This is a genomic window from Klebsiella sp. 10 (assembly GCF_018223925.1).
Classification (GTDB): domain Bacteria; phylum Pseudomonadota; class Gammaproteobacteria; order Enterobacterales; family Enterobacteriaceae; genus Klebsiella; species Klebsiella pneumoniae.
Genome location: NZ_JAGRRB010000008.1, coordinates 287,084 through 312,878, shown reverse-complemented (window position 1 = coordinate 312,878; position 25,795 = coordinate 287,084). Strand labels below are relative to the sequence as shown.

Here is a 25,795-nt window from a genome sequence, read left to right as displayed (position 1 = left end):
GCGATAGCGCCACCGGGGATGTTGAAGCCATCCAGGACCGTTAGCGACTCTGCTTTCTCAGCAAATAAATAAAATAAGGCGCGCCGATAAAGGTCGACAGTAGCCCCGCCGGGATCTGATACGGGAACATCATCATCCGTCCGCACCAGTCGGCGAAGACCAGCAGCAGCCCGCCAGTCAGCCCGGAGATCACCATATGCGGTAGGGTTCGCCGGAAGCCCATCATCCGCGCGATATGCGGCGCCATCAGCCCGACAAAGCTCAGCGGGCCGATGGTCAGCGTCGCCGCCGCCGTCAGGCAGGCCGCCAGCAGCAGCAGAACAATCCGCGATGACGTCAGCGCCATGCCCACCGCTCGCGCCGCCTCCCCGCCCAGCGGCAGGATGGTTAACCAGCGACGACAGAGCGGCGCCAGCGCCAGCAGCGCCAGCATTACCGCGCCGCTACGCACCACCCTCTCCGGCGTCGCGCTATATGTCGACCCCGAGATCCACGTCAGGATCTGCGCCATACGCGGATCGCCGCTGGCCTGCAGCATCATCAGCAGCATAGTGAAGGCGGTGCTCAGCGCCATCCCCGCCAGCAGCATCCGATGCGGCGAGAAGCCGCCGCGCCCGGCGGCGAGCATAATGATCAGCAAGGTGGCCGCCGCGCCAAGGCTGCCGGCCGGCAGCAGCCAGCCAAAGGCGTCGCCAGGCACGAAGAACAGCATCAGCACCACGCCAAAAGCCGCGCCGGAGCTGATGCCCAGCACTTCCGGGCTGGCCATCGGGTTGCCGGTCAGGCGCTGGATAATACAGCCGGCGACCGCCAGCATGACCCCGGCGAACAGGGCCGACAGCACCCGCGGCCAGCGCCAGGGCAGCAGTTGCTCCAGCAGATCGCCGTGGGCCCACAGCCAGCCGTGGGCATCGCGACCAAAGGCCAGCGCCACGCTCACCGCCAGCAGCAGCAACGCGACGCCTGCGAGAACAAACCATTGCACATGATAGCGCTCAGGCTGCACATTATCGCCGCCGTTCATCACCGGGGCGCTGATGCTGCGCAACCGCGGCAGCAGCCACAGCAGCAGCGGCGCGCCAATCAGGGCGGTGACCGAGCCGGTGGAGACTTCCCGCCATACCCGGCTCAGCCAGAGGATCACCTGATCGGAAAGCCACAGGAGCAGCGCGCCGATCAGCGCCGCCAGCAGCAGCCGCGCCAGCAGCCGACGGGCGCCAAGCATTTTCGCCAGCAGCGGCGCGAACAGGCCGATAAAGCCGATAATCCCTACCGCGTTCACCAGCAGCGCGCTGATGACGATCGCCAGCGTCAGGGCGCCGAGGCGCGCCAGGGACAGCGCCAGCCCGAGGTTACGCGCCACACCGTCATCGAGCCCCATCAGGGTCAGCGGCCGCAGCAGCAGCAAGGTGAGTATTGCCCCGCCAAGCAGCTGCGGCCACAGGCGCTGCGCCACGCTCCAGTCGGTCTGCGTCAGCGTCCCGGTGCTCCACAGGAACATGCTTTGCAGCTGGTCGTGATGGAAAATCACCATCAGCTGGTTAAGCGCGCCACAGTAAAGGCTGACCACCAGCCCCGCCAGGATCAGCGTTACCGGCGACAGGCGCTTGCCCCACGAGACGCCAAACACCAGCGCGCCCACCAGACAGGCCCCGGCCAGCGCGGCGAATTGCGACGCCAGCACGCCGGGAATAGCCCATAACGTGGTGACCGTTATCCCCAGCTGCGCGCCGGTGGCGACGCCAAGGGTGGTCGGTTCCGCCAGCGGATTACGCAGCACCTGCTGGAACAGGACGCCAACCAGTCCCAGCCCGGCGCCCACCAGCAGCGCAACAGCCAGTCTCGGTAACAAACTGTAATGAAACAACATTTGGGCGATATCATCGACATCCGGCTGCCACAGCGCCTGCCGCCACTGCGCATAGGGCAAGGCGACATTGAGGTTGACGATGCTCAGCGCGAAGGCGACGCCCAGCAGCCCGGCCAGCAGGATAATAGCTAACGGCGAGAGACGCGTATTCATGCCGGTCTCCCCTGGGCATCAGCCAGCACGCGGGCAAAATGCATCGCTGACAGCGTCGCGCCGTAGAACCAAACCGCCGGAACGCGCTGGAAGCGGCCCGCGCGCACGAAGGGCATCGCCTGCCATAGCGGCGTCGCCAGCAGTTGAGCCATATCTCGCTCATTGCCATGGTCGAAACAGATGACATCGGCTTCGTTAAATGCCGCCAGCCTGTCGATGCCAACGCTAACGCTTCCCCAGAATGCCGCTTCGCCGTGCCAGGCGTTTTTAATACCGAAGCGATCAAGCACCTCCTGGAACAGGCAGTTTTCGCCAAACACCAGCACGTGGCGGGGATCGAGCAGAGAGATCATCAGCAGCGGACGATCGCCGCGCCCGGCAAAACGCGGACGCAGGCTCTCCATCAGCGCGTCGAACTCCGCCAGATGGCGCTTCGCCTGCTGCGTTTTGCCCAGCAGATCGGCCATTTCCAGTAGCGAACGCTGGGCCATCGCCAGCGGCCGTTTGCCGTCGCTGAAGGTGAAACCGCGGCCGGGCGCGATACGCGCCAGCTTCTCCGGCGACGGGCCGTAGCCCGCCGACCAGACGATAAACGACGGTTTCATCTGCGTCAGCAGTTCAAGGTTGGGTTCGGTACGCAGACCAACATCGATCACCGAGTCGGGCAGCGCGGGTTCGTTCACCCACAAGCGATAGTTGGGAATATCGGCCACGCCATAGGGCGTCACGCCGAGCGCCAGCAGCAGCTCCGCGGGCAGCCACTCCAGGGCGACCACGCGCTGCGGGTCGACGTCGGCCGCCTGCGCGCCGCGCATCTGCCACAGCAGCGGCGAGAGCGCCATCGCGATCAGCAGGCGGCGTCGGGTTATCAGAGTTGGGTTCATCATCAATAGACAAAGCTTACCGGCGCCGCACCGGCCGGGTGTGGCAGGATCCCCATCGGGATGCCGTAGATCTGTTCCAGAGTGTCGCTGCGCATCAGTTCCGCCGGCGTCCCCTGAGCAATCATTTCTCCGCCGCGCAGGGCCACCAGATAGTCGCAATAGCGGGCCGCCATATTAATATCGTGCAGGACGGCGATCACCGTCAGGCCGCGCTGCTGGCTGAGACGATGCACCAGCGCCAGAACATCGACTTGATGAGCAATATCCAGCGCCGAGGTGGGTTCATCGAGCAGCAGGCAGCGACTGTCCTGCGCCACTAGCATGGCGATCCACGCCCGCTGGCGTTCACCGCCGGAGAGGCTGTCCACCAGACGATGAGCGAGCGGCTTCAGCCCCACCAGCGCAATCGCCTCTTCTACTTTCTCACGGTCCGCTGCGCCAAAGCGACCCAGCGCGCCGTGCCATGGATAGCGGCCGATCGCCACCAGCTCGCGCACCGTCATACCTTCGGCCGGCGGCAGCTGCTGCGGCAGATAGGCCACTTTGCGGGCAAAGGCTTTGCTGCCCCAGCTCTCCAGCGGCTGCCCGTCCAGTAGCACTTCGCCTGCGGAGGGCGGCTGATGACGGCCAAGCATTTTCAGTAACGTCGATTTGCCGGAGCCATTATGGCCGATCAGGCCTGTGACTTTTCCGGTCGGGAAGGTGAGCGAGAGCGGATGGAGCAATGTGCGGCCAGGCACACGGAAAGTGACGCGATCCAGCGCGAAGGTGGTTTCTGCGTGCGGAGTCTGTTCCTGCATAGCGATAACCTGATAGAGGGCGCGGCGAACCGCGCCCGTAGGTGGTTAGAAACGGAAGGTGGCGGTGGCGACGACCTGACGTCCGGCGCCCCAGTAGCAGGCGTATTCGCTGTAGCAACTGGAGACATATTCGCGGTCGAACAGGTTGTTGACGTTGACGCCGACCGACGATCCCGGCAGGCCAAAGCGCGCCAGATCGTATTTCACCGTCGCATCCATCAGCGCATAACCGGCCACACTAAAGGCATCATTTTTCTTACCGGTGCTGGTGTCATTTTTGTAGTAGCTGACCGTTGAACCGATATAGCGCGCCCCGGCCCCAATCGTCAGACCACTCAGCGCGGTTTCGTGGAAGGTATAATCCGCCCACAGGGAGGCCATGTTACGCGGCACTTCCGCCGGACGTTTGCCGTTGAACACCGTATCGTGAGTGTACTCCGCATCGGTGTAGCTGTAGGCTGCGGTGACGTTAATATTGGCGTTCACCGCCGCCTTCGCCTCCAGCTCAAGGCCGCGGGAGCGGATCTCGCCGGTCTGGATGCTGAACGCCTGGTTAGCCGGATCAGCCGTCAGGTTCTTGTCTTTGGTCAGCTGATAGACCGCCGCGGTGACCACCACCGGCATATCTTTCGGCACGTATTTCACGCCGGCTTCATACTGCTTACCGCGCGACGGATCGAACGGCTGGCCGCGGCTGTTGGAACCCGATACCGGTTCAAACGATTCGCTGTAGCTGAAGTACGGAGAGATGCCGTTATCGAACAGGTAGTTGATGCCGCCGCGCCAGCTGAACTGCTGGTCGTGATTCTCCGCCAGGCTGTTGGTGGCGCGGGTTAACGTTGAGGTCGTGGCGTAATCGTAACGGCCGCCCAGGGTCATCACCCATTTATCCCACTCCATCTGATCCTGCGCGTACAGGCCGGTCTGCTCCATCCGGTTGAGGACCGCGTACGGGAAGGTGACCTGAATATTCGGATTGCCGTACTGCGGATTGCTCATGCTGATAGGATCCGCCGTCCCGTAGTCGGCATCCACATCGTTACGCATCCGCGAGTAGTCCACGCCGGTCAGCAGCGTATGGCTGACCGCGCCGGTGGCGAAATCAGACTGCAGCTGGGTATCGACGGTGAAGGTGTTCAGGTGCTCGTCGGAGCGCACGTAGGCGCGATTCATGTAGCCCGGCGCGACATAGCCGTTGCCGTATACCGAACGATAGAGCGTATGCACATCGGCATAGCGCAGGTTCTGCCGCACGGTAAAGGTGTCATCGAACTGATGGGAGAAGCTGTAGCCCACCATCTTCTGGCGGCGGGAGATTTTATTATCGGACTCGCCTTCGTTGAAATCGGTCGGCAGCTTGTGCGCCTTACCGTTGGCGTCGTAATACGGCACCACGGTGCCTTCGCGCGGCAGCCAGCCGTAGTAGCCCGCATCCGGGTCATTCTGGAAGTTGCTCAGGAAGGTGAAGTCGGTTTTATCGTCCGGACGCCAGCTAAAGGAGGGCGCCACCGCGTAGCGAGTCGATTTCGCCATCTGCTGCTGGGCATCCTGACTGCGGCCAAGGCCGGTCAGGCGATACGACCAAACGCCGGCATCATCAATGGCGTCGCTAAAGTCAAACCCGGTCTGCCACAGATTGTCGGTGCCCATCTTAAACTGCACTTCTTTCAGCGGCTCGGTAGTCGGGCGCTTGCTGACCATGCTGACGATACCGCCCGGGTTGCTGTTGCCGTACAGCACCGAGGTTGGCCCGCGCATCACTTCCACGCGCTCGAGGAAGTAAGGATCCATGGAGACTTCAGAGTAGTTATTCCCCTGCAGCTTCATGCCGTCCAGATACTGGTTGGTGTTGACGGTCGTCGAGGTGGTGAAGCCGCGAATGGTGACCACGTCATAGGTGGTCGAACTGCCGCGAGTAGAGAAGACGCTTGGCGTATAGGAGAGCGCCTCTTTTACCGTCGTCGGCTGGCGCATCTCCATCTCCTGGCGCGTCACCACCGACACAGACTGCGGCGTTTTTTCAATCGGGGTATCGGTTTTGGTCGCCGTGGCGGAGCGTTTTGCCGCAATAGTCGGCGCCGGTCCCCAGGCGCTTTCCTGGGCGGCCGGGGCGGCAACGACGGTGATAGTTTCTTCTTGCTTCGGTTGTTCTGCTGCCTGTGCGTAGACAGACATGCCGCTAACCGCCGTGGCTACTACAGCTGCGACTTTACGCAGCGAGTGATTTGGCTGAGCAGTTTTTGGACGCGCCATGGGTATATCTCTGATGAAAGTGAATGATAACGTAAACGAGAATTATTATTATGACGGGCGATATAATAGGCGAAACGTCGAAGGCAAGGCAAGCGATATGCCTGTCGCCGCCGGTCGAAGGCTGAATTAATAACCAGATAGTTATTATGGAGTTAAAGAGCCGTTAACTTTTTTACAGGCATAAAAAAACCCCTTAATACTTTCGTATTAAGGGGTCTGGTCGTGCGGTCAAAATCAGTTACTGCCGAACATATCCTTGATCCAGCCCGCGACGCCGTCGCTCTTTTCCTGCTGCTTCGGCGGCTGTTGCTGCTGTTGCTGCTGCGGCGGCGGTTGCTGCCCGGACTGATTAAACGGATTTTTCGCTTCCTGTTGCTGCAACTGCTGCTGTTGCATCATTTCGCCCTGACGGCACAGCGCATCCGGCTGCGTGGTCCAGACCGGCAGCGAACGCATACCGCCGCTGCAGACGAAGTTGCCGTTGCTGTCCACGCCCATATCAACCACGTCTTCCGGCACCGTCAGCACCAGCGGCGTTGGCGTCTGGTTCGCCAGATAGCGCTGGTAAATCGACATCGCGCCGCTGGCGCCGTACAGTTTGGTCGGCTGGTTATTGTCGCGACCCACCCAGGTGATGGTCACCTGACTACCGTCGATGCCGGCGAACCAGGTATCGACGTTATTGTTGGTGGTCCCGGTTTTCCCCGCCAGATGCAGGCCCGGATACTTCGCCCCCAGCTGACGCCCCGTACCGCGCTGCACCACCTGCTGCATAGTCCACAGCGTCATGTAGGCCGCCTGGGCAGGCACCGCGCGCTCCGCCTGCGGATAGCTCTGGTAGAGCACAGTGCCATCTTCGGCAATCACTGACCGCAGCGCGGAAAGCGGCGCACGGTTCCCACCGCTGGCGATGGTCTGGAAGGCCTGGGCCACTTCAATCGGTGTCAGGTTCAGCGCGCCAAGCAGCATCGACGGCACCGCGTTGAGCTGATTCTTCGGCGCCCCCAGTTTAGTCCAGGTATCGACTACCGCCGGCAAGCCCAGCGCCATCCCGAGGTTAACCGTCGGGACGTTCATCGAGCGAGTCAGGGCATCGACCAGCATCACCTGACCGCTGAAACGACGATCGTCGTTCTGCGGGGACCACGTCTGACCGTTGGACAGGCGAATCGTCACCGGCGCATCGGCGATCCAGGTATTCAGGCGATACTGATTCGGCTGGCTCAGCGCGGTCAGATAGGTCGCCGGCTTGGCCAGAGAACCAATCGATCGGCGGGCCTGCATCGCGCGGTTATAACCGGCGAACTGCGGCTCCGCGCCGCCGACCATCGCCCGCACTTCGCCGGTGAAGCGGTCAACCACCACCATGGCGGTTTCCAGGTCTGCCAGCTTACGCTGTTTCTTCAGAACCGGGATCCCTTCGGAGGCCGCTTTTTCCGCCGCATCCTGCGCCACCGAGTCGAAAGTGGTGAAGATCTTCACGCCGGAGAGATCTTTCACTTTATCGCCCAGCTTCGCCTGCAGTTCCTGACGAACCATCTGCATAAACGCCGGCTGCGGTGAAATCACCCCGCCGCGCGGCTGCACGCCCAGCGGACGGGCGCTGAGCATGTCGTACAGCTCCTGGTCGATAACCTGCTGCTGCTGCAGCAGACGCAGCACCAGATTGCGTCGTTCAAGGGCCAGTTTCGGGTTACGCCACGGGTTATAGACCGACGCCCCTTTCACCATCCCCACCAGCAGCGCCTGCTGGTCGAGGCTCAGCTCTTCCACCGGACGGCCGAAGTAATACAGGCTGGCCAGCGGGAAGCCGCGAATTTCGTTATCGCCGCTCTGGCCGAGGTACACCTCGTTCATATACAGCTCAAGGATGCGATCCTTGCTGTAGCGGGCGTCGACGATCAGCGCCATATACGCTTCGTTGGCTTTACGCCAGTAGGAGCGTTCGCTGGAGAGGAACAGGTTTTTCACCAGCTGTTGGGTCAGGGTACTCGCCCCCTGCACCGTTCGGCCTGCCGTCAGGTTCGCCAGCACCGCGCGGCCGATGGAGTAGAGACTGATCCCATCGTGCTCATAGAAGTGGCGGTCTTCGGTCGCCAGCAGGGTATCCACCAGCAGATCGGGGAAGCCGCTGCGCTTCACGAACAGGCGCTGCTCGCCGTTCGGCGACTGCAGCATGGTGATAAGACGCGGATCGAGGCGGAAGAAACCGAACTGGCGGTTATTATCCATATTCTCGATGGTCTCAAGGTGGTCGCCGTCGAAGGTAAGACGCGCGCGCACCTGCCCTTCCTTACTGTCCGGGAAATCGAACGGACGACGGATCATCTCGATGCTGTTAGCCTGCACGGTATATTCGCCGGGGCGCGTCATCGCGCTGACCTGGCGATACTGCGTGGCGTTGAGCAGACGCACCATCTCGTTTTTGCTGATCTGCATGTCCGGCTCAAGGTTGACCATCCGGCCATAGACCGCGGCCGGCAGCTCCCAGACTTTACCGTCAATGCGGCTGCGGATTTTCTGGTCGAGGTAGACGCCATAGGCGGCAATCAGCACCGCGAAGACAATCCCCAGCTTGACCAGCAGCCACAGCCAGCTGCGCTTCCGACGAGGCTTGCCACCTTTGCCTTTGGCTTTTCTCGGCACCGGTTTCTCATCCTCATAATCATCGTCATCATACTCGTCGTCGTAGTCCTCTTCCCGGACCCGGCGACGGGTGACTTTCTGTTTAGTCGGACGTGAGGGTCTTCCCTTACGTCCGATAGGCTCGCGGTCATCTCCCGCCATGCTTTTTCTCCGCAACGTTCAGGCGCAAAGGCCTGATTCTCAATACTTCCCCTGTTCAGAGGAAGAAGAAATCTCTCAAATTAACGTCCAGGCTGCTTATCCTTCGGACGACAACCTGCTGGCAGGCAGGACGCGCCGCCAGCCTTTCAGAGGGTTGGTTTGCTTCATGTTACATGATACTAACAATAAAAATTCACCATAAAATCATTGTGTTAAACGCATCATCGGCAGAATAAGTCAGAACATAGCACGTAATGTTCAGGGCATACAGGATAGCACTAAAATGCGACATTCTTAACCAGCATTTTACCTCCTGCGCACGTAACAAGATGGGAAAGAGTATGTTTTTTAATAACATAAAAAACGGCGCGCTTCCTGCCGGTCAACGCAGTGGCATCATCCGCGGATGAAAATATATTTTCCCAGCGCCAACGTTTATTATTGATAAAAGTAAAGTCGATTTAGCGCCTTTCCGTTGATAAAAATGAGAGCCTGTTAACATTTATGCAGAATAATATTTTATGATGACACCAGGTAAATATTTGTTAAACTAGCGGCCAGTGATTCATTATTTTGATTACTCTATGATGCGTATTCCGCTTATATTTCCGCTTTGCATGGTAGCCCTTCTCTCTGGCTGCCAACAAAAACCCGCCTCAACGCTCAGCCCGGCTATCAGCAGCCAGGCGCAGCTCGAGCAACTCTCGTCCGTGGCGGCCGGGACGCGCTATCTCAAGAATAAATGTAATCGTAGCGATCTCCCCGCTGATGAAACGATATATCGGGCAGCGGTGAATGTCGGTAAAGCGCGCGGATGGGGAAATATTGACGTGGCGACGTTAAGCCCAAATAGCGACCGGCTTTACCAACAGCTATTACAGGACAGTACCCCGGAAGCCACACAGTGCAGTCAATTTAATCGTCAGCTCGCGCCATTTATTGCCAGCTTGCGCAGCGACTAAGCGAAATATCCTCAGCGCGCCGGTTATTGTGCGCGCTTTTATTCCTCTTTCGGCTCCTCGTCAATTTTTCCGCCCGGCCAGTCCTCCAGCGCCGCGAGGGTAAAGGTCGTGCCGTTGAAGCTGAAGATCGTCACATCCTGCTGGATCTGCTCCACCACCAGGTTCGGCAGGGGTGAATCGCCCTCCGTCCACGCTTTGCCGTTTAACACAATGCTGCGCTTTTCCGGTCGCGAGGCGTAGACATGGGCGCTGTAGCGCAGAGGCGGCAGCGTATCGCTGTCCACTTCCGGCGCCGCGGGCGCGCTGGCTTTTGCCGCCGGCGGCGGCGTCTTTGGCGCGGCCTCTCCGGCAGCGGTTAACGGCAGAAGCGCCGCATGCGCCACCGGCAAGGGCAGCGTTTGCGGCGGTGCCGGGTGACGCCACTGCTCGCCGCCAAACCAGCCGAGCGCGATAAATAATCCGGCGTACAGCGGGATAATCCAGCCGGGGATCTGCACCATCCGACCGCGGCTCACCGGCGCATCATCCAGCGAGGACGGCGGCTGATGCGCCACCAGAGGCGGAATGCCTCTTTCACTGTCATCACGAACAATCACAACCGTCTCCTGTTCCCTCACGATAACGAGAAGGCGCCCTTACGGATGCCCCAGACTGCTGACAAAGTGCAATCTTCAGGAAGTGCCCGGCGGCGCTACGCTTGCGCGGGCCTACAGATAACTGCATAACTGTTTGAAATTGCAATCTTTCGTAGGCCGGGTAAGGCGAAAGCCGCCACCCGACAGAAAGGCGAGCACAATAACGAAACAGGTTTGTCATCAGCCAGAGGCGCCCTTACGGGCGCCCTACGTTATGTTATTTACTGCTCACCGGCAGGCCAGCGCCCTGCGACTCGCCCTGCGGCAACTCGAGAACGGCAACCGACCAGGCCGGCAGCGTGACCGAACCGTCAGCGGCAACCTGCACGCCGCTCGCCAGCGACCGGTCGCCCGCCGCCTGCTGAATAGCGCTCAGCTGGAGCGATGTGCCGGCGAAGTCCTGCAGCGTCCGGCTTTCCGGCGCGGCGTTGATCGCCACCACGATGCCGTCGACACGGCTGTCCAGACTGGCGCCAGCCTGCATCCCGTCATCGATGGTCATCACCAGCAGACCCGTCTGCTGATCGGCGCCAGTATTGCGGAAGTCCACGCGCTTCATCACCGTCGCGCCGTCGCCGAGGGTAAACAGCGGAGACGATTTACGCAGCGCGGTCAGCTCCTGATAAAACGCGGTCATCTGCTTGAGCTCCGTTTCACCCGGAGTAGCCACCGCGTCTTTCACCCGGGCGATAATGTCATAATTGCTGCCATCATCGCTGCTGCGCGGCATACCGACGTTGTAGTTGTTGTCCTGCAGGGAGTAGTCCACGCGGTTAAACCAGTCGCCGGAATCATACGAATCGCGGGTAAAGGATTTAGAGCGCAGCAGCTCCGAGCCCTGCTGGTCAAAGGCGATCCCCTGGCCGAGCATCACCGTCGCCAGCGACACCGCCTGCATCCGGACGCGGGTATCGAGATCCGCCTCCTGAGCGGCTTTATAGCTGATCATGTCCCACAGCGTCTGGTTATCGTGTTTTGACACATAGTTCACGACTTCCGTCGGATCAGCCGCATAGCCGCCTGGCGCGCCGTTATAATCAATCTCGCTGCCTCTCTTCACCGCGCCGTCTTTGTCGATCAGCACAAAGTCCGCAAGGTTACCGGCCATGCCGAGACGGGTCAGATCGGCGAGGTGACGCGCCTGATCGTCGCTCAGGGTGGTCAGCTCATTCGGCAGAACGCCAGCCCCGCTGCCCACGCCCTGGTTCTGGCGTAATGCGTCACCGGAGTCGAACGGCCCGCCGCCGCGCACGGCGTCGCGCAGACGATCGGAGAACGTGCCGATCCCGGTGCCTTTGAGATTGATTTGCGAGGCAATTTCAAAGCGATCGCTCTGGTTGGAATCCCAGCCTTCGCCAAAGAAGTAGATATCCGGGTTCAGCGCTTTAATGCGTTCCCAGGCCGAGAGGATCTGCGCTTTCGGGTGGTAGCCCATCAGGTCGAAGCGGAAGCCATCGATCTTATAATCGGTGGTCCATACCGCCAGTGAATCGGCGATAAGCTTGGCGAACATCCGGTGCTCTGGCGCCGAGTCGGAGCAACAGGTAGCCGATTCCACGCTGCCGGTGGTTTCGTTCAGACGCTGGTAGTACCAGGGGACGATCTTATCCAGTACCGAGGTGCGATCGGTCGGGCCGGCGGCGTTGGTGTGGTTGTACACCACGTCCATAATGACGTTCATTCCCAGATCCTGCTTGATCGCCTGAATCATGGTGCGGAACTCTTTAATACGCGCTGTGCCTTCCGGATCGGTGGCGTAGGATCCTTCCGGTACCGTGTAGTGGAACGGATCGTAGCCCCAGTTATAGGAGTCGGTCTGCGCCACCAGCGTATTCAACGCCTGCACCTGCGGGTTATCCTTGCTGTCGTTCTGCTTCAGCTGAGTCAGCACCTCTTCAACCGTCGAACCGCTGTCGCAATAGCCCGCAAACTCGCTGCTCTTCACCGCGCTATTGACCTCGCACAGGCGGCTGAACGGCTGCTGAATATCGGCGACCTTGTCGCTGAACTCATTGACCGTCGCCAGATCGAAGACCGGCAGCAGCTCAATATGGGTCACGCCCGAGGCCGACAGCTGTTTCAGATGCTGGACCATATTGCTTTCCTGGGCGGTGAGCGCCAGATACTTACCGCGCAGCTCCGCAGGCACGGTTTGATCCCAGGCGGAGAGATCGCGAATATGCGATTCGTGAATCGTCATTTTCGCCAGATCGGCTTTGGTTTTCTGCGCGTGCGGCATCGTCAGCCCGTCCCAGCCTTCCGGCTTCAGCGCGCTGTCGTTGAGATCGACCACCTGGCTGTACTCCGAGTTGGTCGACAAACTGTGGGCGTAGGGATCGGTCACTTCGTACTGCTCGACTTTACGCGACTGCGGGTGGTAGACCGTCATCGCGTAGCGGTAGAAGGCGCCCTTCAGGTCGCTTCCCCCCTGCCAGGACCAGGCGCCGGAGGCGCTGTCGCGGGTCATCGGGTGACTGGCTATCACTTTCTTGTCCGCGCTATAGATCACCAGCTCGACCTGCTGCGCCGTGGGCGCCCAGACGCGGAAGGTCACGCCGCTATCGGTTAGCTGGGCGCCATAGCTCAGCGCCTCGGCGGCGGCGGCATAGGTATCGTCCAGCACGCCGGCGGTCTGCACCTGGGTGGCTGAGCTCAGGATCCCATCGCTTTCCGCGGCTATCGCCACCGTCTCGCCCTGCAGCAATTCATCGACGTTAACATCATCCGGCAGTTTAAAGGCTGGATAGCTGGCGAGATGCGGGAAGCGCATGCTTACCTGCTGGTTGACGGTGGTGGGGGTCAGCTTGACATATTTATCGCTAAATTCGCCGTTACTGTCGGCGGCCACCTTACTGCTGTGGCTGTAATAGAGGCGCACAATGGGTTTATTTTCCCCACCCGGCCACAGCAGAGTAGTCTTATCGACCCAGTGCGCATCGGCCAGCGCCACGCCAAAGGCGGCGCGGAAGGCGTCGGCGCGGGAGTCATAGACCGCGCTGTTGCCGGCGATGACCGATACCGTCCGATCGGTGAAATCACTGAAAGAGACGCGCAGGTCGCTGTCGATAAGCTTATTGGTGCCATCGCGGACGATAACGTTGATGCATCCGCTCTCTTTAGTCAGCGGGATCACCCAGTAAGGGCCATATTTGTCGCTGCCGGTCGGCGTGGTGCTGACATCATTCCAGTCCGCCACCGGCGCGCTCAGCGCGTCACAGGTTTCGTTGTTCCATAAATAGAGGTTTTTCGTCGCATAGTCGGCCGGCGTGCTGCTGGTGATGCCGGCGATATCGACGAGATGAATGACAGCCTGCCTGGCGGAAGCCTGCACCGCTTCGCCTGGGACGGCAACGTCCGGTAAGCGGACGACGACATCCTGCGGGTCGGGCGTGCCGGGAGTGCCTGGGTTGCCAGGATTGCCTGGTGAACCCGGTGAGCCAGAGGTAGAAGAGGAAGAGCTGTTATCACAGCCACTCAATAATACTAACGATCCAAGAAATAGGGCATGACAGGTATATCTGAGCATTCGATAGTCCCTAATATGCTTATTAAATTATAAAAGGTAAGAAAGGATGAATATCTTTACAGCGCGCTAATTAGATATTTTTGCTTTCCCAGGCGCAATCATCCCCCACAAATGAGCGGGGGGCGTAGGAAGCCGGGGGAGTAAATCAATAAAGGGAATGACGACCCGAAACCGCAAACTGATTATGATTCGCCACGCTTATCGCCACTCTCCGGCAATAAATAATTCAAAAGCCAATAATCACCTACCTGTTTCGGTAGGGTATTACGCCAACGTGCAGAAAAATAAATTAGCAAAGGAATTAAAATGCCAGTTTCTGTGATGGGGTTAACAAATATAAATAAAGGGATAATTAAATTATTACCACAAATTGTGACGCTCATCATATTAATAACCGCTATCCCACAGCTGGCGAAATTAACCTGGCGCGTGGTATTCCCTGTGAGTCCTGAGGATATTTCCGCCCTACCGTTAACCATGCCTCCGGCGGCAGATCCGGAATTAAAAAATGTGCGGCCCGCATTTACCCTGTTTGGCCTGGCGGTGAAAAATAGCCCCACGCCAACGGATGCTGCCAGTCTCAATCAGGTGCCGGTTTCCAGCCTGAAGCTACGCCTGGCCGGGCTACTCGCCAGCAGCAACCCGGCGCGCTCCATCGCTATTATCGAAAAGGGAAATCAGCAGGTTAGCCTTAGCACGGGCGATCCCCTCCCAGGATATGATGCACGGATCGCCGCCATTCTGCCTGACCGGATCATCGTCAACTATCAGGGGCGCAAAGAGGCCATTTTATTATTTAACGACAGCCGCGCGCCGTCGCCGCCGCCCACCGCCGCGGGCAACCCGCCCCTCGTGAAGCGACTCCGCGAACAGCCGCAAAATATCCTCACTTATTTATCTATTTCGCCGGTACTCAGCGGCGACAAACTGCTGGGTTATCGACTAAACCCTGGCAAAGACGCCTCGCTGTTTCGCCAGTCTGGCCTGCAGGCAAATGATTTGGCGATTGCCTTAAACGGCATCGATTTACGCGACCAGGAGCAAGCGCAACAGGCGCTGCAGAATCTGGCCGACATGACCGAAATAACGCTAACCGTTGAGCGGGAAGGCCAACGACACGATATTGCTTTCGCGCTGGGGGATGAATAATTGCCAACCATGAAACGCCTGCGAAAAATGCTGCCTGCGCTGCTGATATTAACCCCGCTGCTATTTTCTCCGGCCGCCGCGGAGGAATTTTCCGCCAGTTTTAAAGGCACCGATATTCAGGAATTTATCAATACCGTCAGCAAAAACCTGAATAAAACGGTGATTATCGATCCCAGCGTACGCGGTACTATCACCGTGCGCAGTTACGATATGCTCAATGAAGAACAATATTATCAATTCTTCCTCAGCGTGCTGGATGTATATGGCTTCGCCGTGATCAATATGAATAACGGCGTGCTAAAAGTGGTCCGCGCCAAAGACGCCAAGACCTCGGCCGTGCCGGTCGCCAGCGCGGCCGCGCCGGGCGAAGGCGATGAAGTGGTCACCCGGGTGGTGCCCCTGACCAACGTCGCCGCCCGCGATCTCGCCCCGCTGCTCCGCCAGCTGAACGATAACGCTGGCGCCGGCAGCGTGGTCCATTATGAGCCCTCCAACGTACTGCTGATGACCGGCCGCGCGGCGGTTATCAAACGCCTGCTGACCATTGTCGAGCGCGTCGACAACGCCGGGGATCGCAGCGTGGTGACCGTGCCCCTTTCCTGGGCCTCCGCCGCGGAAGTAGTCAAACTGGTTACCGAGCTTAATAAAGATACCAGCAAGTCGGCGCTGCCGGGCTCGATGGTGGCGAACGTGGTGGCCGATGAGCGCACCAACGCGGTACTGGTGAGCGGCGAACCAAACTCGCGCCAGCGCATCATCGCCATGATCAAACAGCTCGACCGCCAGCAGGCGGTACAGGGTAACACCAAAGTGATCTACCTGAAGTACGCCAAAGCCGCCGATCTGGTGGAGGTTCTGACCGGGATCAGCAGCTCGCTGCAGAGCGACAAGCAAAGCGCCAGGCCAGTGGCCGCGATCGACAAAAATATTATTATCAAAGCCCACGGCCAGACCAACGCCCTGATCGTCACCGCGGCGCCGGACGTGATGAACGATCTTGAGCGGGTGATCGCCCAGCTCGATATCCGCCGCCCGCAAGTGCTGGTGGAGGCGATTATTGCCGAAGTGCAGGATGCCGATGGCCTTAATCTCGGTATCCAGTGGGCAAACAAAAACGCCGGCATGACGCAGTTCACCAACAGCGGTTTGCCGATATCGACGGCTATCGCCGGCGCCAACCAGTACAACAAAGACGGTACCATCAGCAGCTCGCTGGCCAGCGCCCTCGGCTCGTTTAACGGTATCGCCGCCGGCTTCTATCAGGGGAACTGGGCGATGCTGCTCACCGCCCTCTCCAGCAGTACCAAGAACGATATTCTGGCCACCCCCAGCATCGTCACCCTCGATAACATGCAAGCCACTTTTAACGTCGGCCAGGAAGTTCCGGTATTAACCGGCTCGCAAACCACCTCCGGCGACAACATCTTCAATACCGTCGAGCGCAAAACCGTCGGCATTAAACTGAAGGTGAAGCCGCAGATTAACGAAGGCGATGCGGTGCTGCTGGAGATTGAGCAGGAGGTATCGAGCGTTGCCGACTCGGCCTCCAGCACCAGCAGCGATCTCGGGGCGACCTTCAATACCCGGACGGTGAATAACGCCGTGCTGGTCGGCAGCGGCGAAACGGTGGTGGTTGGCGGGCTGCTGGATAAAACCGTCACCGATACCGCTGACAAAGTGCCGCTGCTCGGGGATATCCCGGTGATCGGCGCCCTGTTCCGCTCCGACAGCAAGAAAGTGTCGAAACGCAACCTGATGCTGTTTATCCGCCCGACCATCATTCGCGATCGCGATGAGTACCGCCAGGCTTCTTCCGGCCAGTACACCGCCTTCAACAATGCGCAAACTAAACAGCGGGGTAAAGAAAGCAGCGAAGCGTCGCTCAGCAACGACCTGCTGCACATCTATCCGCAGCAGGAGACCCAGGCCTTCCGCCAGGTCAGCGCCGCCATTGACGCCTTCAATCTCGGAGGCCGCCCATGACGCCAGCCGCCGAACGCCGTCCGCTGTTGCCCTTCGCCTGGGCCCGCGCGCACCATCTTGTGCTGCTCAGCGACGGCGAATGCTGCGAAGCGCTGTGCCGCCCCGATACCGCCGCCCGGGCGCTGCTGGAAGCGCGCCGCCTGGCGGACGGCCCGATGCGCGTCAGCCGTCTGGCGCCGGAGGCATTCGAGAAAGTGCTGGTGCTCAGCTATCAGCGTGATTCGGCGGAGGCGCACCGCATGATGGCCGACATCGGCAACGAGCTCGACCTCTATACCCTCGCCGAAGAGCTGCCGGACACCGACGATCTGCTCGACAGCGAGGACGACGCGCCGATCATCCGCCTGATCAACGCCATGCTCACCGAGGCCATCAAAGAGAAAGCCTCGGATATTCATATCGAAACCTACGAGCGCCATCTGCAGATCCGCTTTCGCGTCGACGGCGTGCTGCGCGAAATTCTGCGCCCGCAGCGGCGGCTGGCCGCCCTGTTAATTTCGCGCATCAAGGTGATGGCCAGCCTGGACATTGCCGAAAAGCGGGTCCCTCAGGATGGCCGCATGGCGCTGCGCATCGGCGGGCGAGCAATCGACGTGCGCGTCTCCACCCTGCCCTCCAGCCACGGCGAACGCGTCGTCCTGCGTCTGCTGGACAAAAACAGCGTCAACCTGGATCTGCTGACGCTGGGCATGCCGCCCGCCCTGCTCGATCGGGTCGATGCGCTGATCGCCCGCCCGCACGGCATCATCCTGGTCACCGGTCCGACCGGCTCCGGGAAAAGCACGACGCTCTACGCCGCCCTCAGCCGCCTCGACGCCCGGGAGCGCAACATCATGACCATTGAAGATCCGGTGGAGTATGAGCTGGAGGGCATAGGCCAGACCCAGGTCAACGCCAAAGTCGAGATGACCTTCGCCCGCGGCCTGCGCGCCATCCTGCGCCAGGATCCGGACGTAGTGCTGGTGGGCGAAATCCGCGATGGCGAAACCGCCCAGATCGCCGTTCAGGCCTCGCTGACCGGGCACCTGGTGCTGTCGACCCTGCACACCAACAGCGCGCTGGGCGCCATTTCCCGTCTACAGGATATGGGCGTGGAGCCTTTTTTACTCTCCACCTCGCTGCTGGCGGTGATGTCGCAGCGGCTGGTGCGCCAACTCTGCCCGCACTGCCGTCAGCCCTGGCAGGCGGATGCCAACACCGCCCGGCAGATGGCGGTCCCGGTCGGCGCGCGGCTGTGGCAGCCCAAAGGCTGTCCGGAGTGTAATTTCATCGGCTATCGCGGACGCACCGGGATCCATGAACTGCTGCTGGTTGACGACCGCGTGCGCGCCGCCATCCACCGCGGCGAGAACGAGATCACCCTGATCCAGCAGCTGGGGCCAGCCTGGCAAACCCTGCGTCATGCCGGACGCGACAAAGCGCTGGCGGGGATCACCAGCTGGGAGGAGGTGATGCGGGTCACCGAACAGCAAACGACGGAAAGCGTCTAAGATGGCCCTGTTTCGCTATCAGGCGCTGGACGCGCAGGGCAAAACCCGCCGCGGCCTTCAGCAGGCCGACTCCGCCCGCCACGCCCGCCAGCTGCTGCGGGACAAGGGCTGGCTGGCGCTGGAAGTGACAACTGCCGACCCGGCGCGGCGACTGTGGGCCGGCGGATCCCTTACCCGGCGTACCAGCGCCGGTGATTTAGCCCTGCTCACCCGCCAGCTGGCGACTCTGGTTGCCGCCGGGATCCCGCTGGAAAAGGCGCTCGATGCCGTCGCCCAGCAGTGCGAAAAGCCGTCGCTAAGAACGTTAATGGCCGGGGTGCGCAGCAAAGTGCTCGAAGGCCACTCGCTGGCGGAGGCGATGCGCGGCTATCCCGCCTGCTTCGACGGGCTGTTCTGCGCCATGGTGGCGGCCGGCGAAACCTCCGGCCATCTCGACGGCGTACTGAACCGGCTTGCTGACTATACCGAGCAGCGCCAGCAGCTCCGCGCCCGCCTGCTGCAGGCGATGATCTACCCCATCGTACTGACGCTGGTCGCTATCAGCGTGATCGCCATTCTGCTCTCCACCGTGGTGCCGAAAGTCGTTGAGCAGTTTGTCCATCTTAAACAGGCCCTGCCCTTCTCTACCCGGCTGCTAATGAGCCTGAGCGACATCGTGCGCAGCGCGGGCCCCTGGCTGGCGCTGCTGTCGTTACTGGCGCTGCTGGCGCTGCGCTATCTGCTGCGCCAGCCCGCCCGGCGGCTCGCCTGGGACCGGGCGCTGCTGCGCCTGCCGGTCATCGGCCGCGTGGCCCGCAGCGTCAACAGCGCGCGCTACGCCCGCACCTTAAGCATTCTCAATGCCAGCGCGGTGCCGCTGCTGCTGTCGATGCGCATCAGCGCCGACGTCCTCAGCAACGCCTGGGCGCGCAGCCAGCTGGCGGCGGCCAGCGAATCGGTACGCGAAGGCGTCAGTCTGCATCGGGCGCTGGAATCCACCGCCCTGTTTCCGCCGATGATGCGCTACATGATCGCCAGCGGCGAACAGAGCGGAGAACTGACCGCCATGCTGGAGCGCGCGGCGGAGAACCAGGACCGGGAGCTGAGCGCGCAGATCCAGATGGCCCTCAGCCTGTTTGAGCCTCTGCTGGTGGTCACCATGGCCGGCATGGTGCTGTTTATCGTGCTGGCCATCCTGCAGCCGATCCTGCAACTGAACACCCTTATGAGTATGTAACTGTATTAATGGAGAAAACTATGCAACGGCAACGCGGTTTCACGTTACTGGAAATTATGGTGGTGATCGTCATTCTCGGCATTCTCGCCAGCCTGGTGGTGCCTAACCTGATGGGCAACAAGGAGAAAGCGGACCGCCAGAAAGTCGTCAGCGATCTGGTGGCGCTCGAGGGAGCGCTGGACATGTATAAACTCGACAATAGCCGCTACCCCAACACCGAACAGGGACTGCAGGCGCTGGTGACCGCCCCGGCCGCCGAGCCGCACGCCCGCAACTACCCGGAAGGCGGCTATATCCGCCGTCTGCCGCAGGACCCGTGGGGAAATGAGTATCAGCTGTTAAGCCCGGGTCAGCATGGCGCCATCGACGTCTTCAGCGTCGGCCCGGACGGGATGCCCGACACCAATGACGATATCGGCAACTGGACCCTCGGGAAGAAATAGTGTCTCAGCGCGGTTTCACCCTCCTGGAGATGATGCTGGTCCTGCTGCTGATCGGCGTCAGCGCCAGCATGGTGCTGCTGGCGTTTCCCTCCGCCCGCACCCAGGAGGCCACACAGATCCTGGCGCGCTTTCAGGCGCAACTGGATTTTGTCCGCGAGCGCGGGCAGCAAACCGGTCAGCTCTTCGGCATTATCATCCACCCTGAGCGCTGGCAGTTTATGCGCCTGCAGCCTGCCGACGATAGCGCCCCGGCGGCGGCTGACGACCGGTGGGGCAACGCGCAGTGGCTGCCGCTGCAGGCCGGACGCGTCACCACGGCGGAAACCCTCCCGCGGGCCAGGCTGACGCTGCGCTTTCCCGACGGCCAAGCGTGGACGCCGGACGAGCAGCCCGACGTGCTTATTTTTCCCGGCGGTGAAGTCACGCCGTTTCAGCTGCGGATTGACGCCGCGACGGGCATCAACGTCGACGCCCAGGGCGACAGCCAGCCGCTGGCTGCGCGGGAGCAGCCATGAAGCGTGAAGCCGGAATGACGCTTATCGAAGTGATGGTCGCGCTGGTGATTTTCGCCCTCGCTGGCCTGGCGGTGATGCAGTCCACCCTGCAGCAGACGCGCCAGCTCGGGCGTATGGAAGAGAAAATCCTCGCCAGCTGGCTGGCGGATAACCAGCTGGTGCAGCTGCGGCTGGAGAAACGCTGGCCTGCCCTCAGCTGGTCTGAAACCACCGTGGAGGCCGCCGGGACGCGCTGGTTCGTTCGCTGGCAGGGAGTGGAAACCGCGCTGCCGCAGCTGCGGGCGCTGGACGTGGAGGTCCGGCGGCAAAAAAGCGATCCCGCGCCGCTGGCCACCCTGCGCACCTGGGTGACGCCGCCATGATAACGAAAATGCGCGGTTTCACTCTGATCGAAACGCTGCTGGCGCTGGCTATCCTCGCCGTCCTCAGCGCCGCCGCCGTAATGGTGCTGCAGAACGTCATCCGCGCCGATGGCCTGACCCGCGAGAAAAGCCTGCAGATCGCGGCCCTCCAGCGCGCCTTTCGCCAGATAGCCGACGATGTCACCCACATCATTCCCCGTCGCGCCAGAAACAGCGACACGTTTTTCTTCGCCGGACGTTTCCAGTTGCAGAGCGACGACTGGGGACTGGCCTTCAGCCGCAGCGGCTGGCCAAACCCGCTGGGGATCCTCCCGCGCTCGGAGATCCAGAACGTCAGCTACCGTCTGCGCCAGCAGCAGCTTGAGCGTCTGAGCTTCGATCAGCAGGATCCGCTGACCGGCAGCCAGCCGACGGTCCGGGTGCTGCTGCGCGAGGTAACCGCGTTTCGCCTGCGGTTTTACGCCGACGGGCGCTGGCAGGAAACCTGGGACCGCCCGCAGAGGCTGCCGCAGGGGCTGGAGATCACCCTGACGCTGGCGAACAGCGGGGAGATAACCCGCCTGTTTTTACTCACCCCGGGAGGCGGCCAGTGATAAATCGGCAACGCGGCGTCGCGCTCCTGATGGTGCTGTTCATCCTCGCCCTGATGATGATCCTCGCCAGCGCCATGACCGAGCGCACCGCGGTCATGTATCAGCATACCGCCGTGACCCTCGATAATTTGCAGGCCAGATGGTACGCCCTGGCGGCGGAAAATATGGCCGCCGCGCTGCTGCAACGCGATGCGCTGGACTCGCCCAGTCAAACGAACCTGGCGCAAACCTGGGCGCAGGAGGGGCGCCGCTTTACCCTCGACGATGGCGAAATCCGCGCCACGATCCGCGACGGGCACGCCTGCTTTAACCTCAATGCCATCAACCATCGCACGGATGAGGCTGGCGACGGAACGCCCTACCCGACCGACGTCTTCGTTCGGCTGCTGGCGCTGCTCGGCGAGCCGCCGCTGCGCGCCAGCCAGATCGCCGCCGCCCTTGGCGACTGGACGGACAGCGACGGCCAGCCGCGGCTGAACGGGGCGGAGGACGAGGTCTATATGGCGCAAACCCCGGGCTATCTCGCCGCCAACCAGCCGATGCAGGATGTCAGCGAGTTGCGCCTGCTGGCCGGGATGGACGCCGCGCTCTATCAGCGCCTGCTCCCCTTCGTCTGCGTCCAGCCGGATGACGCGCTGCAGGTCAATGTCAACACCCTGCGCCCCTCCCAGGCCGCCCTGCTGGTGGCCCTCTTTCCCGGCGATCTGACGCTGCAGGAGGCGCAACAGCTGCTGCACAACCGCCCGCGAACCGGGTGGAGCAGCGTCGCCGCCTTTCTCGCGCAGCCGACGCTGCAGAAAACCGATACCACGCTTGCCCGTCCCTGGCTGACGGTGCACAGCGCACGCTTTATCGCCGCTTTTACCGTGGTGACTGGCAATCTCCGCTTTCAGCTGCACAGCGTCCTGCAACAATCGGGGCGCACGTTTACCGTCGTCCAGCGGCGATATGGACTCTCTATGGTGGTCGATGAACAAGATTAATGCTTCTCCCCAGGCCATGCTGATCGTGCGCCTCGCCGCCGCGCAGGCGCCGCTGCACTGGCAACTCTTCGCCCCCGGCGAGCCGCACCACGAGGCCAGCGGCCGGTGGCCGACTGACGACGCCAGCCCTTTCCCGGCGCTGGCTGAGCAGTACCCGGCCTGGGTGCTGATCCCGGCCAGCGACTGCGCGTTTCACTCGCTCACCCTACCGGCGGGCCTGCGTAAACCGCCGCTGCAGGTGGCCCCGTTTCTGCTGGAAGAGCAGCTGGCAGACGATGTGGAAGCCACCCATTTTGCTCTGCTCCACCGCCAGCAGGCCCAGTGCGAGATCGTCGCCGTACAGCGGCAAAAAATGCGCGACTGGCTGGCGCGCTGCGAATCGCTCTCCTTACAGCCCCTGGCGTTGACGCCCGACGTGCTGGCCCTGCCCTGGCAACCGCCGGCGTGGAGCGCGGTGCAGGTGGACGAGCAGTGGCTGATCCGCCACCAGCCGTGGGGCGGCATGGCGGCGGAAAACGTCTGGCTGACGGAGCTGCTGCAGAGCGAGGCGGAAGAGCACGTCATCGACAGCTATTCGCCGCCGCCCGCGGCGCCGGGCGTCTGGCGGGAGCAGCCTGCGCAGACATTGCTGACCCTTGCCGCACGCCATCCGGCAGCGCAGAAACTCAGTCTGCTGCAGGGGGAGTTCGCCGTCCGGCGGCGGTCTGCGCAGGCGAGCTGGCGTCCGGCGCGGTATGCCGCGCTGGCCCTGGCGTTACTGGCAGGGGCAAATAGCGTGCTGGACCATCGCGATCTGGCGCGTCAGGCCGAGGCGGCGCAACAGGCCAGCCGGGCCTTCTATCACCGCTGGTTTCCGACGGAGAAAAAGGTGATTAACCCGCGACTGCAGATGCAGCAGCACCTGCAAACCCTCACCCGTCAGGCGCAGCATGCCCCCCTCGTCGACCGCCTCAGCGCCTTGCAAAACATCCTCAGCGAAACGCCGGGGATCCGTCTGCAAGCGCTGAGCTGGGATGCCGCGGGCAATCGTCTGCAGCTGGATATCGCCGCGGTCTCTTCCCGGGCGCTGGAGCAGTTTACCCAGCGGGCGCAGCCGCGGTTTCGCGTCCGGCCGGGCGACATGATCACGAAACCGGATGGCATTGAGGGACAACTGACGCTGGAGGAAAACGATGGCTAATCTGCTTATCTGGTGGCGGCAGCGCACGCCGTCGGAGCAGCGCCTGTTGCTTGGTCTGACAGGGCTGCTGGCGGCATGCGCCTTCTGGTATGGGCTGTGGCAGCCCTGGCGAGCCCGCGAGGCGCAGTGGCGGCAAACCCTGGTGAAAGAGCAGGCCAGCCTGCGCTGGATGACGGAGCAGGCTCCGCGCCTGCAGCAGCTCAGCCAGCAGCCCGCGCCGGCGGCAAAAGAGGCGCTCACCGCGCTGGTGATGCGCGAGGCGGCGAGCCACGGACTGACGGTCGTCCGCCTGCAGCCGCAGGGAAAACGTCTGCAGATCACCCTTCAGCCCTGCGCTTTCCAGGCGCTGATCGACTGGCTGGACGCTCCGGCGATGCGCGGCGTCAACGCGATCTCGCTGTCCGTGACCGGGCAGCCGTCGCGACCCGGCTGGGTCACGGTCAACCATCTGCTGCTGGAGCGCGACGATGAAGGCTAACTGGATCGCGGGCGGACTGCTGCTGGTCCTCTATCTGTTGTGGCTCACCGCCACGGCTCCGGCGCGCCTGCTGGCCCCCATGCTGCCGCCCGGCGTACAGGTGGGGCAGTTTAGCGGCAGCGTCTGGCGCGGCGCGGCGCAACCGGTCTACTGGCATGGGGAACGGCTTGAACGACTGGCGTGGTCGCTGACCCTGGCGGGCTGGCAGGTCTCTCTCAGCGATCCCCGCGGCGTGATGGGTCAGGCCCGGCTGTGGGGCCTTCGCGATCTGCGCCTACAGGAGGGGCGGCTCACCGCCCCCGCCAGCCTGCTCAGCCGCTGGTTGATGTCGACTATGCCCGTCAAGGCCGCGGGGGAGGTCACCTTCAGCCTGACCGAAGGGCGGTTCAGCGACGGACGCTGCCGGCATATCATCGCCGGAGGCGCGCAGTGGCGGCAGGCCCGACTGCACTCTCCGGTCGGCAGCCTGGAGCTGGCCCAGGTTAATGGCACCTTCCGCTGTACGGTGGACGGCGCCGTGGCGCTGACTCTCCGTCAGGACTCTCATCAGCTGAGCCTCAGCGGCCAGGGGACTCTGTCGCCCGATGGCCGCTATCTGTTTCGCGGCACGCTACAGCCCCGGCAGGGGATGCCGCCGCTGCTGGCGCTGCTGGTCACGCGCCCGACAGCGAATAACGCCCCGGGCCCGACGCCGTGGCAGCTGCAGGGAAAATGGTTACCACAGGAGCAAAAATGACGACACTAGCCGCGTTATCGCTGCACTTTCCCTTTGTCTGGTATGGCTTTCTACTGCTGTTCGGCCTGGCGCTGGGCAGCTTTTACAATGTGGTGATCTATCGTCTGCCGCGCATGTTGACCCAGACCGCGGACGACGAGCGGATAACCCTCAGCACCCCGGGCTCTTCCTGCCCGCAGTGCCGCCAGCCGATCTCCTGGCGGGACAATATCCCGCTGCTCAGTTTCCTCTGGCTGGGCCGTCGCGCCCGCTGCTGTCAGGCGCCCATCGCGTGGAGCTATCCGCTGACCGAGCTGGCCACCGGCCTGCTGTTTATCCTCGCCGGAGCTTTGCTGGCGCCGGGCCTGCCGCTGGCGGGCGGCCTGGTGCTGCTCTCGTTCCTGCTGATACTGGCGCGGATTGACGCCCGGACCCAGCTGCTGCCCGATCGCCTGACTCTGCCCCTGCTGTGGGCCGGGCTGCTGTTCAATCTTAACGAGGTGTACATTGCCCTGCCGGATGCGGTCGCCGGGGCGATGGCCGGTTATCTGGCGCTGTGGTCGGTCTACTGGCTGTTCCGCCTGCTGACCGGGAAAGAGGCGCTGGGCTATGGCGATTTTAAGCTGCTGGCGGCGCTGGGCGCCTGGTGCGGCTGGCAGGTTCTGCCGCAGGTGCTGTTGCTCGCTTCGGCCAGCGGGCTGGTGTGGACCCTACTGCAACGCCTGTGGACCCGGCAGTCGCTGCAGCAGCCGCTGGCCTTCGGCCCCTGGCTGGCGCTGGCCGGCGGGGGTATTTTTCTCTGGCAGCAGATGGTCTAG

The 25,795-nt window shown here is 61.9% G+C and carries 22 protein-coding genes and 1 pseudogene; 16 read left to right on the top strand and 7 right to left on the bottom strand.

The window, feature by feature from the left end; genetic code table 11:
- Positions 1-40 precede the first annotated feature (40 nt).
- From fhuB to mrcB, 5 genes are all read right to left on the bottom strand, one after another.
- Positions 41-2,023: a Fe(3+)-hydroxamate ABC transporter permease FhuB gene (gene fhuB / locus KHQ26_RS10310; RefSeq protein ID WP_004147134.1), complete on the bottom strand. Its 1,983-nt coding sequence runs from the start codon at positions 2,021-2,023 to the stop codon at positions 41-43.
- Positions 2,020-2,910 carry a Fe(3+)-hydroxamate ABC transporter substrate-binding protein FhuD gene (gene fhuD, locus KHQ26_RS10305; protein ID WP_004178627.1) on the bottom strand — a complete coding sequence of 297 codons (891 nt, stop codon included), beginning with the start codon at positions 2,908-2,910 and terminating at the stop codon, positions 2,020-2,022. Before fhuD ends, fhuB begins: the two co-directional genes overlap by 4 nt.
- Positions 2,910-3,707 carry a Fe3+-hydroxamate ABC transporter ATP-binding protein FhuC gene (gene fhuC, locus KHQ26_RS10300; protein ID WP_002889212.1) on the bottom strand — a complete coding sequence of 266 codons (798 nt, stop codon included), beginning with the start codon at positions 3,705-3,707 and terminating at the stop codon, positions 2,910-2,912. The genes fhuD and fhuC overlap by 1 nt, the downstream gene beginning before the upstream one ends.
- Positions 3,708-3,752: 45 nt before the next feature.
- Entirely contained in the window at positions 3,753-5,960 is a 2,208-nt protein-coding gene (gene fhuA, locus KHQ26_RS10295; RefSeq protein WP_004178624.1) for a ferrichrome porin FhuA, read from the bottom strand.
- Between the two features lie 234 nt (positions 5,961-6,194).
- Positions 6,195-8,747: a bifunctional glycosyl transferase/transpeptidase gene (mrcB, locus tag KHQ26_RS10290; RefSeq protein WP_002889208.1), complete on the bottom strand. Its 2,553-nt coding sequence runs from the start codon at positions 8,745-8,747 to the stop codon at positions 6,195-6,197.
- 390 nt (positions 8,748-9,137) lie between these two features.
- Between mrcB and KHQ26_RS26035 the strand changes: the two are divergent.
- Positions 9,138-9,209, top strand: a pseudogene (locus KHQ26_RS26035) (hypothetical protein); the annotation flags it as partial.
- A gap of 125 nt (positions 9,210-9,334) precedes the next feature.
- Entirely contained in the window at positions 9,335-9,709 is a 375-nt protein-coding gene (gene gspS / locus KHQ26_RS10285; RefSeq protein WP_032409075.1) for a type II secretion system pilot lipoprotein GspS, read from the top strand.
- Between the two features lie 38 nt (positions 9,710-9,747).
- Here the strand turns inward: gspS and gspB are convergent, their stop codons facing one another.
- On the bottom strand, positions 9,748-10,305 hold the full coding sequence (gene gspB / locus KHQ26_RS10280) for a type II secretion system assembly factor GspB (RefSeq protein ID WP_004183054.1): 558 nt from the start codon (positions 10,303-10,305) through the stop codon (positions 9,748-9,750).
- Between the two features lie 256 nt (positions 10,306-10,561).
- A complete protein-coding gene (gene pulA, locus KHQ26_RS10275; protein WP_023279275.1) occupies positions 10,562-13,870 on the bottom strand; it encodes a pullulanase-type alpha-1,6-glucosidase in 3,309 nt (1,102 codons plus the stop codon).
- Between the two features lie 184 nt (positions 13,871-14,054).
- On the opposite strand from pulA, the gene KHQ26_RS10270 reads away from it, so the two are divergent.
- Genes KHQ26_RS10270 through KHQ26_RS10205 form a run of 14 tightly spaced genes read left to right on the top strand, consistent with a single transcriptional unit; the run spans position 14,055 to position 25,795 of the window.
- Positions 14,055-14,192 carry a hypothetical protein gene (locus KHQ26_RS10270; RefSeq protein WP_004219434.1) on the top strand — a complete coding sequence of 46 codons (138 nt, stop codon included), beginning with the start codon at positions 14,055-14,057 and terminating at the stop codon, positions 14,190-14,192.
- Entirely contained in the window at positions 14,177-15,019 is an 843-nt protein-coding gene (gene gspC, locus KHQ26_RS10265; RefSeq protein WP_029497040.1) for a type II secretion system protein GspC, read from the top strand. Before KHQ26_RS10270 ends, gspC begins: the two co-directional genes overlap by 16 nt.
- Before the next feature lie 9 nt (positions 15,020-15,028).
- Positions 15,029-17,002: a GspD family T2SS secretin variant PulD gene (pulD, locus tag KHQ26_RS10260; protein ID WP_004194880.1), complete on the top strand. Its 1,974-nt coding sequence runs from the start codon at positions 15,029-15,031 to the stop codon at positions 17,000-17,002.
- A complete protein-coding gene (gspE, locus tag KHQ26_RS10255) occupies positions 16,999-18,492 on the top strand; it encodes a type II secretion system ATPase GspE (RefSeq protein ID WP_012737417.1) in 1,494 nt (497 codons plus the stop codon). Before pulD ends, gspE begins: the two co-directional genes overlap by 4 nt.
- A gap of 1 nt (position 18,493) precedes the next feature.
- Positions 18,494-19,708: a type II secretion system inner membrane protein GspF gene (gene gspF / locus KHQ26_RS10250; protein ID WP_004177382.1), complete on the top strand. Its 1,215-nt coding sequence runs from the start codon at positions 18,494-18,496 to the stop codon at positions 19,706-19,708.
- Positions 19,709-19,728: 20 nt separating this feature from the next.
- The gene (gene gspG / locus KHQ26_RS10245) at positions 19,729-20,151 is read left to right on the top strand and encodes a type II secretion system major pseudopilin GspG (protein WP_002889054.1); all 423 of its coding nucleotides are present in this window, start codon (positions 19,729-19,731) and stop codon (positions 20,149-20,151) included.
- A complete protein-coding gene (gene gspH, locus KHQ26_RS10240; RefSeq protein ID WP_020804560.1) occupies positions 20,151-20,666 on the top strand; it encodes a type II secretion system minor pseudopilin GspH in 516 nt (171 codons plus the stop codon). The genes gspG and gspH overlap by 1 nt, the downstream gene beginning before the upstream one ends.
- Positions 20,663-21,028, top strand: coding sequence for a type II secretion system minor pseudopilin GspI (gene gspI / locus KHQ26_RS10235; protein WP_002889025.1), 366 nt, complete (start codon positions 20,663-20,665; stop codon positions 21,026-21,028). Before gspH ends, gspI begins: the two co-directional genes overlap by 4 nt.
- A complete protein-coding gene (gene gspJ, locus KHQ26_RS10230; RefSeq protein WP_032411156.1) occupies positions 21,025-21,621 on the top strand; it encodes a type II secretion system minor pseudopilin GspJ in 597 nt (198 codons plus the stop codon). Before gspI ends, gspJ begins: the two co-directional genes overlap by 4 nt.
- The gene (gene gspK, locus KHQ26_RS10225) at positions 21,618-22,604 is read left to right on the top strand and encodes a type II secretion system minor pseudopilin GspK (protein ID WP_004183041.1); all 987 of its coding nucleotides are present in this window, start codon (positions 21,618-21,620) and stop codon (positions 22,602-22,604) included. The genes gspJ and gspK overlap by 4 nt, the downstream gene beginning before the upstream one ends.
- Entirely contained in the window at positions 22,591-23,784 is a 1,194-nt protein-coding gene (gene gspL / locus KHQ26_RS10220) for a type II secretion system protein GspL (RefSeq protein ID WP_020804558.1), read from the top strand. The genes gspK and gspL overlap by 14 nt, the downstream gene beginning before the upstream one ends.
- Complete coding sequence (locus tag KHQ26_RS10215; protein WP_004145896.1) at positions 23,777-24,262, top strand: type II secretion system protein M; 486 nt, start codon at positions 23,777-23,779, stop codon at positions 24,260-24,262. Before gspL ends, KHQ26_RS10215 begins: the two co-directional genes overlap by 8 nt.
- Positions 24,252-24,998: a type II secretion system protein N gene (locus tag KHQ26_RS10210; RefSeq protein ID WP_004145897.1), complete on the top strand. Its 747-nt coding sequence runs from the start codon at positions 24,252-24,254 to the stop codon at positions 24,996-24,998. The genes KHQ26_RS10215 and KHQ26_RS10210 overlap by 11 nt, the downstream gene beginning before the upstream one ends.
- Positions 24,995-25,795: a prepilin peptidase gene (locus KHQ26_RS10205; protein WP_004213441.1), complete on the top strand. Its 801-nt coding sequence runs from the start codon at positions 24,995-24,997 to the stop codon at positions 25,793-25,795. Before KHQ26_RS10210 ends, KHQ26_RS10205 begins: the two co-directional genes overlap by 4 nt.

What these genes read in the sequence shown, in the direction of transcription:
- fhuB (WP_004147134.1), bottom strand. Translation starts at nt 2,023, where the DNA reads ATGAATACGCGTCTCTCGCCGTTAGCTATTATCCTGCTGGCCGGGCTG.
- fhuD (WP_004178627.1), bottom strand. Translation starts at nt 2,910, where the DNA reads ATGATGAACCCAACTCTGATAACCCGACGCCGCCTGCTGATCGCGATG.
- fhuC (WP_002889212.1), bottom strand. Translation starts at nt 3,707, where the DNA reads ATGCAGGAACAGACTCCGCACGCAGAAACCACCTTCGCGCTGGATCGC.
- fhuA (WP_004178624.1), bottom strand. Translation starts at nt 5,960, where the DNA reads ATGGCGCGTCCAAAAACTGCTCAGCCAAATCACTCGCTGCGTAAAGTC.
- mrcB (WP_002889208.1), bottom strand. Translation starts at nt 8,747, where the DNA reads ATGGCGGGAGATGACCGCGAGCCTATCGGACGTAAGGGAAGACCCTCA.
- gspS (WP_032409075.1), top strand. Translation starts at nt 9,335, where the DNA reads ATGCGTATTCCGCTTATATTTCCGCTTTGCATGGTAGCCCTTCTCTCT.
- pulA (WP_023279275.1), bottom strand. Translation starts at nt 13,870, where the DNA reads ATGCTCAGATATACCTGTCATGCCCTATTTCTTGGATCGTTAGTATTA.
- KHQ26_RS10270 (WP_004219434.1), top strand. Translation starts at nt 14,055, where the DNA reads ATGATTCGCCACGCTTATCGCCACTCTCCGGCAATAAATAATTCAAAA.
- gspC (WP_029497040.1), top strand. Translation starts at nt 14,177, where the DNA reads ATGCCAGTTTCTGTGATGGGGTTAACAAATATAAATAAAGGGATAATT.
- pulD (WP_004194880.1), top strand. Translation starts at nt 15,029, where the DNA reads ATGAAACGCCTGCGAAAAATGCTGCCTGCGCTGCTGATATTAACCCCG.
- gspE (WP_012737417.1), top strand. Translation starts at nt 16,999, where the DNA reads ATGACGCCAGCCGCCGAACGCCGTCCGCTGTTGCCCTTCGCCTGGGCC.
- gspF (WP_004177382.1), top strand. Translation starts at nt 18,494, where the DNA reads ATGGCCCTGTTTCGCTATCAGGCGCTGGACGCGCAGGGCAAAACCCGC.
- gspG (WP_002889054.1), top strand. Translation starts at nt 19,729, where the DNA reads ATGCAACGGCAACGCGGTTTCACGTTACTGGAAATTATGGTGGTGATC.
- gspI (WP_002889025.1), top strand. Translation starts at nt 20,663, where the DNA reads ATGAAGCGTGAAGCCGGAATGACGCTTATCGAAGTGATGGTCGCGCTG.
- gspJ (WP_032411156.1), top strand. Translation starts at nt 21,025, where the DNA reads ATGATAACGAAAATGCGCGGTTTCACTCTGATCGAAACGCTGCTGGCG.
- gspL (WP_020804558.1), top strand. Translation starts at nt 22,591, where the DNA reads ATGAACAAGATTAATGCTTCTCCCCAGGCCATGCTGATCGTGCGCCTC.
- KHQ26_RS10215 (WP_004145896.1), top strand. Translation starts at nt 23,777, where the DNA reads ATGGCTAATCTGCTTATCTGGTGGCGGCAGCGCACGCCGTCGGAGCAG.
- KHQ26_RS10210 (WP_004145897.1), top strand. Translation starts at nt 24,252, where the DNA reads ATGAAGGCTAACTGGATCGCGGGCGGACTGCTGCTGGTCCTCTATCTG.
- KHQ26_RS10205 (WP_004213441.1), top strand. Translation starts at nt 24,995, where the DNA reads ATGACGACACTAGCCGCGTTATCGCTGCACTTTCCCTTTGTCTGGTAT.